Consider the following 10421-nt stretch of genomic DNA (forward strand, 5'->3'; position numbering starts at 1 on the left):
CGTGCCCAATATACCTAATAAAATATGAATGATTAGCGCAGCGATAACACCTGCAAATACCGCGCTCCAGGAAATACGCTTCAACGGTAAACCGACATGATTTTCATGAACAGTTTCCACACCGCCATTATTAACCCGGGTTTCAGGCATCGTTTTTTCCTCGCAAAATATTACGATAAATAATTATTGTTACTGAATGGACCAGAAGCCTGACTGGTAACAATTAGCGTAGTCGGTGAACGCTATTTCCACCAGATTAGTACAGGGATGAGATTTAATTATATGAGGCAGATAACGATTTAAACGCAGACGATATCATTACCGCTGCGTTTATTATTTTTAGACTACATGAAAGGACGAATTCCGCCGCCCATGCTCGGCGAGGCACTTTGCCATAATGCAACGCCCGCAACGATTAACAGCACGCTACCTAACATGGCGAGCAGCGGCACCAGCAGCCTGGTCGCAGGATGAGTACCGCCTGCCTGCCCTAAGCGCTGAGCCAGCAGACGGGAGCGCTGCACTAACAAGCCGAGCGCCGAAACCGTCAACGCCGTGCCCACCGCCATCGCCACGGCAGAGGCAACGCCCCACGCATAAACGCCGATCACTTTGGCAAACAGCAGCATCATGATGGCACCGGAACAGGGCCGCAGCCCCATGGAAAACACCACCAGCGCCTGCGTTTTAGCGCTGACAGCCTGATCCATCTGCGCGGCGCTGGGCAGATGCGCATGACCGCAGCCGCAGTGTTCATCATGCTGATGTGTAGGACGAATAGCGTGGATCTGCAGTTTTGGCTGAGGGCGCAGTTGCTGGCGCAGCGATCGCAATGCACGCCAACCGGCCCAAACACCCAGCGCGACAACGAGCAGATAACTGCCCTTCTCCAGCCAGTAACTGCCGAGATGCATCTGGCGCGACGAGGTTTGCAGCACCACCAGCATCAGCGTCACCAAACCAATCGCCACGCCACCTTGCAGCAAAGCCGCCAATAGCGTCAGTTTCATGCTGGTTTTCAACTTTGCCGGATGGGTGGCGAGGAAGGTGGTGATCACCACTTTGCCGTGTCCCGGACCCAGCGCATGCAACACGCCATACGCAAGGCTGAACAGCATCAGCGTCACGCCCGCCTGCTGCGGCTGTTCAGCAACCTGCTGTAACAGCTGCGTCATCTCGCGATTCAGAACTTTTTGCCACAGCACGCTTTGCAGCAAAATCTGCGACCAGTGCTGCCACAGCAGCACGCCCGCCAGCAGTAATAATCCCGCCATCAGCCACAGCGGCCATAAACGACGTGAGCGGGAAGGCAGCGAAATCAATGACATGTCAGCGTCACCGTTTGAGCGAATTGCTGGCCAAGATCCATATCCTCCGGCGGCGCATCGGCTTTATCCAGCGACAGCGCATATTGTTTCAGCGAGTCATCCGGTTTCGGTGTGTGCAGTTCGATTTGGCAGTGCGATTTAACGGTGTCGTCCATGGTTAATGCCTGTGGATTATCGTAATACATATCAACGAAATAACTGGGATCAAAGGTCTGAATGCGATACTGCTTCGCACTCAATAACTGTGGCTCGCCAAACGGCACGATGAACTCCAGCACTGCTTTGTTGCCGTTGCGCGATAAGTTGTACTCTTTCGGCAGACTGAGGAACTTGACCCGATTCTTGTCCTGCCACACTTCAGTGAAATAGTGCTGACCGAGCACGTTGGCCATCACCTGCGCCGCCAGCTTTTTCCACACCACATCGCCAGGTTTGGCCTTACCTGCGTCGTACAGCAGATCGGCGGAGGTAATCTCATCCATGGTCCACACCATTTTCATGCCGCTGAGATGCTGGTTGTCACTGATGAACTCGGTTTTCATGTCAATAAAGCTGTGCGGATGTGACCAGGCTGCGGTGCTGAACAACAGCGTAAACGTAATGAGTGCAATTTTCATGTGTTATAAAGTAACAATTTTAAAGTGAAGTGTAGAGTGGTCCAGAAAAATTGTGACCCGCCCTAAAGCTCTGAACAAAAGTCACGACAAAGTGCAAGGTTACCGCGTGGAGTTAGCTATTCTTAGCTCAAAAGTGACCTGCGGATAAACCATTGATGAGTTCTGCACCTTCCTCTGCACCACTCTTCAGCCGCTCCCAGCGTCGTTGTCATCTGTTACTGCTGCTATTTCTGCCCGCTCCCGCGTTGACGCTTGAAAAGCTCTGCCAGTTAAATGGCGTGGTGCCTGTTGTCGCCCGACAGGATATCGCGGATGTGGGAGAGGAGATACAGCGTTACCATCAACTGGAGCTACACCAGATGGTCGATGGCAGCTTCCGCATTCATGGGACGGAACTGGACAGGCGGCTGTGCCTGATCCACTGGCTGCGACGCGCGCTGCGTTTGTCGCAGGATTTTGTCTGCGAGCATTTTGCCCCGGTGCTGCGTCAGCGCCTGAAAGTACTGAAAATCGAGAAAGCGCTGTGGGATGAAACCAACCTGCAGGCGCTGATTCAGCACTGCAGCCTGCGCCTGGCGCGCGACTTCAGCGCACGCGACCGCCTGTTTCTGCAAATCTTCATGAAGTATTCGCTGTGTCAGCGACAAAACGCGCTGTTCAATGAAGGGCAACGCGCATGGCTGGCGGAAAAAGCCGAACGTGCTGCCGCCGACGACGTGATTCATCACTGGCAAAAACGCTGCCATATAGCGCCGGATGTGAGCGAAACCGACTTCTGGACGCTGTTGTTTAGCTTGATTCACGCGCCAATCGCTACGCAACTGGAGCATCCACAAGCGGTAAAGCTGATGCAGTCAGTAGAAGCGCTGATTACGCGCTTTGAGCAACTGGCACAAACCACCTTTAAAAATCGATCCGAACTCACTCAGCAACTCTTTACGCATCTGGCGCAGGCGCTGGATCGCAGTCATTTTGCCATCGGCATTGATAACAGCGTGGCGCTGGATGTCGCACGGCTCTATCCGCGCCTGCTGCGCACCACGGAACGCGCGCTTGAGCATTTCAGCCGTAATTTTGCCACGCGCTTTAGTGCCGAAGAGGTCAGTTTGGTAGCGGTATTGTTTGGTGCCTGGCTGATGCAGGAGAGTGCATTGCAGGAAAAGCAGGTGCTGCTGCTGACAGGCGCGGATGCCGCGCTGGAGCAGTTGCTGGAGCAGCAGCTACGGGAAATGACGCTGCTACCGATTAACATCAGCTATCAGGACGTTGTGCATTTTCAGCGTGAAGGCGCGCCGCGCGATATCGCGCTGGTGATCACGCCGTACGCCATTTCGTTGCCGCTGTTTTCACCGCCGCTGATCCAGGCTGAGCTGCCGCTGAGTAGCCATCAGCAGCAGCGCATTCGCCAGTTGCTGGAGAGTTAAGCGGCGCGCGGACGCAGGAACAGCGCCGGCAGCGCCACTAACGCCATCACCCAGAACAGATGTCCTTGCAGATGAGCAAACAGCACACCGCAAATCATGGTCATCACCGCAATCCCGCCGCCCATAGCCAGCGCCGAATAGAGCGATTGCAGACGAATCACTTCCGCACCTTTGCGCGCGGCAATAAATCGCATCGCCGCTAAATGGCAGACGGTAAAGCTGCCGCAGTGCAGAATCTGCGCCACGATCAGCAGCGGCAAGGCGGTGCTGGAGCCGAGCATCGTCCAGCGGATGATGGCGCACACGCCTGATAACAGCAGCAGATCGCGCGCGCTCCAGCGGCGGAACAGCCGGCTGCTAAGAGCAAAAATGATGATTTCAGCCACCACGCCCAGCGACCATAAATAGCCGATAATCGATGCGGAATAACCGCTCTCCTGCCACCAAATCGCGCTGAAGCTGTAGTAAGCCGCATGTGCGCCCTGTAACAATGTCACGCATAACATAAAGCGCCACACTGCATTTTCGCGCAGCAAATCACGCCATGCCTGCCAGCCACCGTCGGTGGATGTCTGACGTTCACTGCCCTGCGGCTTAGTCGCAGGCGTTAACATCATCCCACCCAACATGCTAACCGCGCCCAGTGACAGCAGCACCAGAATCGCCTGCGACGAGAACGCAGTAACTAGCATGCCGGTTAAGGCAGAACTGATGACAAACGCCAGCGACCCCCACAAACGAACCGGGCCATAAGTCAGACCGATTTGCTGCGTCCAGGTGGCGGCCAGCGCATCACTGAGCGGCACCAGCGGTGAGAAAAACAGGTTGAAGCCGATCATCACGAACAGCAGCCACATCCACTGTTGCCCCAGCCAATAACCGATGGCGAACAGGCAGGTCATCAGCGCCAGCAGGCGCAGCGCGGTGATCAGCTGTGAGGGATTTTTTACCTGCGAGGCAATCAGCAAACTGCCGACAAAACGCGCCACCATGCCGCAACCCAGCAGCAGGCCGATTTTTTCCGCATCGAGTCCGATGCCTTTTAGCCAGACGCTCCAGAAAGGTAGGTAAATGCCGTAACAGAAGAAGTAAGTGAAGTAGCCCAAACCGAGCCATTTGGCGGAGCCGATTGCCATATTCCCTCCAGCAAAAATGCTGCTGAGCAGCACGAGTGGGCGCTACTTTGTCAGAGCGCTACCGCGACGGCAATAAAAAAAGGATGGCTTGCGCCATCCTTTTTTGAACTGCATCGAGAAGCGTAAAGCTTACGCATACACCGGCAGACGGCTGCAGATTTCCAGCACTTTGTGTTTGGTACGTTCGATGGTCGCTTCGTCGTTGATGTTGTCCAGCACGTCAGCGATCCAGCCAGCCAGCTCACGAACGTCAGCTTCTTTGAAGCCACGACGCGTCACCGCTGGGGTACCGATACGCACGCCAGAGGTCACGAACGGGCTCTTCGGATCGTTAGGTACGCTGTTTTTATTCACGGTAATGTTGGCGCGGCCCAGAGCGGCATCGGCTTCTTTACCGGTCAGGTTTTTGCTGACCAGATCGATCAGGAACAAGTGGTTGTAAGTGCCACCGGAAACGATGTTGTAACCGCGCTCCAGCAGAACTTCCACCATCGCTTTCGCGTTCTTAGCAACTTGCTGCTGATAGGTTTTGAACTCTGGCTCCATCGCTTCTTTGAACGCCACCGCTTTACCAGCAATCACGTGCATCAGAGGACCGCCCTGACCACCCGGGAACACCGCGGAGTTCAGTTTTTTATACAGATCTTCGTCACCGTTTTTCGCCAGGATCAGGCCGCCGCGCGGACCCGCCAGGGTTTTATGGGTGGTTGAGGTCACGATATGTGCATGAGGAACCGGGTTCGGGTAAACGTCTGCGGCGATCAGGCCCGCAACGTGTGCCATATCAACGAACAGGTAGGCGCCAACGCTGTCTGCGATTTCACGCATTTTGGCCCAGTCACACACGCCAGAATATGCAGAGAAGCCGCCGACGATCATTTTTGGCTTGTGGGTTTGCGCCAGTTCAGCCAGCTCTTCGTAGTTGATTTTGCCGGTTTCATCGATGCCGTAAGGGATAACGTTGTACAGCTTACCAGACAGGTTTACTGGAGAACCGTGCGTCAGGTGACCACCGTGCGCCAGGTTCATACCCAGAATGGTGTCGCCCGGCTGCAGCAGCGCGGTGTAAACCGCGAAGTTGGCCTGAGAACCTGAGTGCGGCTGCACGTTAGCGAAATCTGCGCCGAACAGCTCTTTAGCGCGATCGATTGCCAGCTGCTCAACGATATCGACGTATTCACATCCGCCGTAATAACGTTTGCCCGGATAGCCTTCGGCATATTTGTTGGTGAGCTGTGAACCTTGGGCCTGCATTACGCGTGGGCTGGTGTAGTTTTCAGAAGCAATCAGTTCAATGTGCTCTTCCTGACGCACTTTCTCTTGCTCCATAGCCTGCCACAACGCGGCATCATAATCGGCAATGTTCATATCACGCTTTAACATCCGGACTCTCCTGACTCAGCTAACTTTTTAACGGCAGTTTAGGCCCCGGCTAGGGGGCGAAGGCGAACAGTGTAAACGGTTTTGACAGGTGACGGTAGCGTCAATCCCCTCTTTTTGCGCAAACGATTGGCATGGCGCTGGAACGGGTTTTTTACGCTTTTTTGCAAGCTGGAAAATCACGAAATTTGCTCACTTTCACCGCGAAAGAATTTCAGCTTTGCGGGCCAGCTCGCACCTCTTTTGCTTAATCCTTAATCACAACGAGGGATTTACAGGCGCTTCGATTAGCCATAAGATGCATTTAAAATACATGTTTAAATTCACTCTGAGGATTTCACCATGCTCGACGCGCAAACCATCGCTACCATCAAATCGACCTTGCCCGCCATTGCCCAGATCGGTCCGCAACTTACCGGCCATTTCTACCAGCGTTTATTGACGCAACATCCTGAACTGAAAAACGTGTTTAACATGAACAATCAGCGCAGCGGCAATCAGCGGGAAGCGTTGTTCAACGCCATTGTGGCGTATGGCAGCAACCTGGAAAATTTGGCCGTGCTGTTGCCGGCGGTGGAGAAGATTGCGCAGAAGCATGCCAGCCTGAACATTCAGCCTGAGCAGTACGCCATTGTCGGTGAAAATCTGCTGGCAACGATTGATGAGCTGCTTCATCCAGGTGAAGAGGTGTTGACCGCGTGGGGCAAAGCGTATGGCGTTCTGGCCGATGTGTTTATCCAGCGTGAAGAAGCCATCTATTCAGCTTCCGAAGAGAAAACCGGCGGCTGGCGCGGTGCGCGTGATTTCCGTATTCGCGCCATCAATCAGGAAAGTTCGGTGATCAAGAGTTTTGAACTGGTGCCAAACGACGGTCAGCCGGTGGCAACCTTCCTGCCAGGTCAGTATCTGGCGATCAGCTTACTACCGTCAGGCTTTGAAAATATCCAGCATCGCCAGTATTCGCTGACGCATCAGCCAAATGGGCATTTTTATCGCATCGCGGTTAAACGCGAAGCGCTGGGCAGCGTGTCGGGCTGGCTGCACGATAACGCGCAGGTGGGCGATATCGTGCAGTGCGCTGCGCCAGCCGGTGATTTCTTCCTGCAGGCTGAAGCAGCCACGCCGATTACGCTGATCTCTGCTGGCGTTGGCCAAACCCCCATGCTGGCGATGCTGGCTAACCTGGCGCAGCAGCAACATGCGGCGGCGGTTAACTGGCTGCACGCCGCTGAAGCCGGTTCGCAGCATGCGTTTGCCGAAGAGGTAAAATCCCTTGGCGCACGCCTGCCAAACTTCACCAGCCACGTTTGGTATCGTCAGCCAGAAAGTGCAGACGCCGGACGTTACGACGCGCAGGGCTTGATGGATTTGGCGAGCGTGTCCGCCGCGCTTAACCAGGCCGATCGTCAGTTCTGGATCTGTGGTCCGCTGCCATTTATGCAGTTTGTCGCGCGTCAATTGGTTGATGCCGGCATCAATGCCGATCGCATCCACTACGAAGTGTTTGGTCCGCACAAGGTGCTGTAAAACAAAAAAGCCTGCACAAGGCAGGCTTTTCAGGCAATGCGCGAAGGGGCTTAAATCGCCTCTTCGTCCTCTTCACCGGTACGGATACGCACAACGCGCGCCACATCAAAGACAAAGATTTTACCGTCGCCGATTTTGCCGGTCTGCGCGGTTTTCATAATGGTTTCTACGCAGGTATCGACGATATCGTCACCTACCACCATTTCGATTTTCACTTTTGGCAGAAAATCGACCATGTACTCAGCGCCGCGATACAGCTCAGTGTGACCTTTCTGACGACCAAAGCCTTTCACTTCACTGACCGTCATCCCGGTGATACCCACTTCAGCTAACGCTTCACGTACATCATCGAGTTTGAATGGTTTGATAATTGCATCGATCTTTTTCATGACAGATCCTTTTTAAATCCCTCCATGATGGATGGATAAATATAGTATACGTGTTCCTGCCGCCGCCGCAGCAAGCTACTCTTTAAATTCGCTGGCGTCCAATTCATGGCGCGACAGCAGCTTATAGAATTCAGTGCGGTTACGTCCAGCCAGACGCGCAGCGTTGGTGACATTTCCTTTGGTCATCTGCAGCAATTTGCGCAGATAGTTGAGCTCAAACTGATTACGCGCTTCGACGAAAGTGGGCAGCGCGGTATTTTCCCCCGCCAGCGCCTGTTCAACTAAAGCATCACCAATGACCGGCGCGGTACTCAAGGCGACGCACTGCTCAATCACGTTGACCAGTTGGCGCACATTGCCCGGCCATGCGGCGCCGACCAACCGCTTCATTGCATCCACCGAGAAGCTACGCACAAAAGGTTTATGGCGATCGGCCGACTGGCGCAGCAGATGATTTGCCAGCAGCGGGATATCTTCAGCACGCTCGTGCAGCGCGGGAATTTTCAGGTTAACCACGTTAAGACGATAGTAGAGATCTTCGCGGAAACTCTTCTTCTCCATCGCTTTGGGCAAATCGCGGTGCGTCGCGGAAATAATCCGCACGTTGATATCCAGATCGCGGTTGCTGCCTAACGGCCGCACTTTGCGCTCCTGCAATACACGCAGCAGTTTCACCTGCAGCGCCTGCGGCATGTCGCCAATCTCATCAAGAAACAACGTGCCGCCTTCCGCCGCCTGGAACAAGCCTTCACGTGCGCTGACCGCGCCAGTAAACGCCCCTTTAGCATGGCCAAACAGTTCGGACTCTAAAAGCTGTTCCGGCAGCGCACCGCAGTTGATGGCAATAAACGGCTTGGTGGCGCGCGGGCTGGCGGCGTGAATCGCCTGCGCCAGCACCTCTTTGCCGGTGCCACTTTGGCCGTTAATCAACACGCTGACGTCAGATAGCGCCACCATGTGCGACTGCTCCAGCAAACGCAACATCTGCGGATTACGGGTCACAATCGCTTCGCGCCAGCCGTCATCGCTGATCGGCGCGCGTTGGGCCAGCGCTTCATCTATCGCTTTATACAAGGCATCTCGATCGACCGGTTTGGTCAGAAAGCTGAACACGCCTTGTTGCGTGGCTGACACGGCTTCGGGAATCGAACCGTGCGCGGTGAGGATAATCACCGGCAAGCCCGCATGACGTTTCTGCACTTCACCGAACAGCGCCAGACCATCCATTTCGTCCATGCGCAGGTCGCTAATCACCAGATCGACCTTCTCTTTTTGCAGATGGCGCAGGGCTTCTGGCCCGCTGGCGGCTGTCGCAACCTGATAGCCTTCACTGCTTAGGCGCATGCCAAGCAGTTTCAATAAGCCCGGATCGTCATCCACCAGCAATAAACGTGCGGCTTGTTTCATGGTTACTGATCCTCACTTTGCACATCGCTGCCGCCGTGCGATGCGTCGCTGCTGTCGGGCGCTTTGCGCGACGACAACTGGCGTTCAATATCGGTTAAGCGCTCTAACTTACGTTGGGTATCGGCCAGCGACTGACGCATTTTGGTTTGCTGCTGGCGCAGGTTATCCATCTCCGCGTCATTACTCTGCTGCAAGGCGGCGTAGCGTCCACGCGCTTCACTCAGCTCCAGTTGAGCCGCCTGATTGCTACGCCACAGCTGCAACAACGGACGCACCGACGCCGGATAAGCCGCGCTGTACCCGTCTAAAGTGGTGACAAAATCACGGCGCTCAACCGGCGTGACGTTACCGTTAGCAAGCAAGATGCCCTGCTTGAAGGCGCGCGCCCAGCCTTGCACCGGCCAACGACGCGCTTCAGCCCGTGCTTCGGCCGGCGATAAGCGCTCGGCGCAATCAATGGCGCGCTGCCAATAAAGCGGATTGCCTGAAGCGGCTGGCGTTTCGATTTGCCACACGTTTTGGCAATCGGTCGCCAGATAATCCGGCAAGCGCACGTCCGGTTCAGGCATGCTGACGCCATTATGCTGCGTATGATCTTGTGACGGTGCCTGGCAGGCGCTGAGGCCCAAAACCAGCACTGCACTGGCCACAAGTTTAAATAGGGTTAATTTCATTAATCAGGCATTCCCGGCGCTGGTCGTCAGAATGATACGAAAACAGACATCCGCATCCTTGCGCGTTACCAACTGCAGATCGCCGTGCATCCTGCGCAGACAATCTTTGGCGATGCTTAAGCCCAGCCCGCTGCCTTTAACCGGCCCTTTGCGCTGTTGGCTGCCCTGATAAAAGGGCTCAAAAATCATCGCCTGCTCTTCAGCCGGAATCGGTGTGCCGGTGTTTGCCACCTCAATCCACACCTGGTTGCCCTTCTGCTGGCTCTGCAGCCAGATGTTACCGGATTCGCTGCCGTAGTTCACGGCGTTCGAATAGAGGTTATCAATCACCCGCTGCAGCAGCGTCGCTTCCGCCAGACAGTGATGCACTTGCAGATCAACATGTGTGGTCATTTCACGCGCATTGGCCGGCAACGAGTGCACTTTTACCACCGAATCAATGATTTCATTAAGCGCCACGGGCTTAAGCGCCATAGGGCCATCGGCCAGCTTGCGGTTGTAATCGAGCAACTGCTCAATTAGCCGCTGTAAATGACGGC

The 10421-nt window shown here is 54.9% G+C and carries 10 protein-coding genes; 2 read left to right on the forward strand and 8 right to left on the reverse strand.

The window, feature by feature from the left end; all coding sequences use genetic code 11:
• Positions 1-344: 344 nt before the first annotated feature.
• Both RTY00_RS11575 and RTY00_RS11580 read right to left on the reverse strand, forming a co-directional pair.
• The gene (locus tag RTY00_RS11575) at positions 345-1328 is read right to left on the reverse strand and encodes a nickel/cobalt transporter (protein ID WP_312664537.1); all 984 of its coding nucleotides are present in this window, start codon (positions 1326-1328) and stop codon (positions 345-347) included.
• Entirely contained in the window at positions 1319-1945 is a 627-nt protein-coding gene (locus RTY00_RS11580; RefSeq protein WP_312664538.1) for a DUF1007 family protein, read from the reverse strand. Before RTY00_RS11580 ends, RTY00_RS11575 begins: the two co-directional genes overlap by 10 nt.
• Positions 1946-2100: 155 nt before the next feature.
• On the opposite strand from RTY00_RS11580, the gene csiE reads away from it, so the two are divergent.
• A complete protein-coding gene (gene csiE / locus RTY00_RS11585) occupies positions 2101-3369 on the forward strand; it encodes a stationary phase inducible protein CsiE (protein WP_312664539.1) in 1269 nt (422 codons plus the stop codon).
• Here the strand turns inward: csiE and RTY00_RS11590 are convergent.
• Positions 3366-4505, reverse strand: coding sequence for a 3-phenylpropionate MFS transporter (locus RTY00_RS11590; protein WP_312664541.1), 1140 nt, complete (start codon positions 4503-4505; stop codon positions 3366-3368). The genes csiE and RTY00_RS11590 overlap by 4 nt on opposite strands.
• 129 nt (positions 4506-4634) lie before the next feature.
• On the reverse strand, positions 4635-5888 hold the full coding sequence (glyA, locus tag RTY00_RS11595) for a serine hydroxymethyltransferase (protein WP_312664542.1): 1254 nt from the start codon (positions 5886-5888) through the stop codon (positions 4635-4637).
• Between the two features lie 339 nt (positions 5889-6227).
• On the opposite strand from glyA, the gene hmpA reads away from it, so the two are divergent.
• Complete coding sequence (hmpA, locus tag RTY00_RS11600) at positions 6228-7412, forward strand: NO-inducible flavohemoprotein (RefSeq protein ID WP_312664543.1); 1185 nt, start codon at positions 6228-6230, stop codon at positions 7410-7412.
• 50 nt (positions 7413-7462) lie between these two features.
• On the opposite strand, the gene glnB is transcribed toward hmpA, so the two are convergent.
• The 4 genes from glnB to RTY00_RS11620 form a co-directional block, all read right to left on the reverse strand.
• Complete coding sequence (gene glnB / locus RTY00_RS11605; RefSeq protein WP_007886217.1) at positions 7463-7801, reverse strand: nitrogen regulatory protein P-II; 339 nt, start codon at positions 7799-7801, stop codon at positions 7463-7465.
• Positions 7802-7876: 75 nt separating this feature from the next.
• Entirely contained in the window at positions 7877-9208 is a 1332-nt protein-coding gene (gene glrR / locus RTY00_RS11610) for a two-component system response regulator GlrR (RefSeq protein WP_312664544.1), read from the reverse strand.
• A 2-nt stretch (positions 9209-9210) separates the two neighbouring features.
• A complete protein-coding gene (qseG, locus tag RTY00_RS11615) occupies positions 9211-9882 on the reverse strand; it encodes a two-component system QseEF-associated lipoprotein QseG (protein WP_312664546.1) in 672 nt (223 codons plus the stop codon).
• Positions 9883-9885: 3 nt separating this feature from the next.
• Positions 9886-10421 (reverse strand): HAMP domain-containing sensor histidine kinase (locus RTY00_RS11620; protein ID WP_312664547.1); only part of this gene is annotated, 536 nt, incomplete at its 5' end.

Source organism: Pantoea sp. CTOTU49201 (assembly GCF_032054795.1).
GTDB classification, from domain to species: Bacteria; Pseudomonadota; Gammaproteobacteria; order Enterobacterales; family Enterobacteriaceae; genus Pantoea; species Pantoea symbiotica.

What these genes read in the sequence shown, in the direction of transcription:
- RTY00_RS11575 (WP_312664537.1), bottom strand. Translation starts at nt 1,328, where the DNA reads ATGTCATTGATTTCGCTGCCTTCCCGCTCACGTCGTTTATGGCCGCTG.
- RTY00_RS11580 (WP_312664538.1), bottom strand. Translation starts at nt 1,945, where the DNA reads ATGAAAATTGCACTCATTACGTTTACGCTGTTGTTCAGCACCGCAGCC.
- RTY00_RS11590 (WP_312664541.1), bottom strand. Translation starts at nt 4,505, where the DNA reads ATGGCAATCGGCTCCGCCAAATGGCTCGGTTTGGGCTACTTCACTTAC.
- qseG (WP_312664546.1), bottom strand. Translation starts at nt 9,882, where the DNA reads ATGAAATTAACCCTATTTAAACTTGTGGCCAGTGCAGTGCTGGTTTTG.
- hmpA (WP_312664543.1), top strand. Translation starts at nt 6,228, where the DNA reads ATGCTCGACGCGCAAACCATCGCTACCATCAAATCGACCTTGCCCGCC.
- csiE (WP_312664539.1), top strand. Translation starts at nt 2,101, where the DNA reads ATGAGTTCTGCACCTTCCTCTGCACCACTCTTCAGCCGCTCCCAGCGT.
- glyA (WP_312664542.1), bottom strand. Translation starts at nt 5,888, where the DNA reads ATGTTAAAGCGTGATATGAACATTGCCGATTATGATGCCGCGTTGTGG.
- glrR (WP_312664544.1), bottom strand. Translation starts at nt 9,208, where the DNA reads ATGAAACAAGCCGCACGTTTATTGCTGGTGGATGACGATCCGGGCTTA.
- glnB (WP_007886217.1), bottom strand. Translation starts at nt 7,801, where the DNA reads ATGAAAAAGATCGATGCAATTATCAAACCATTCAAACTCGATGATGTA.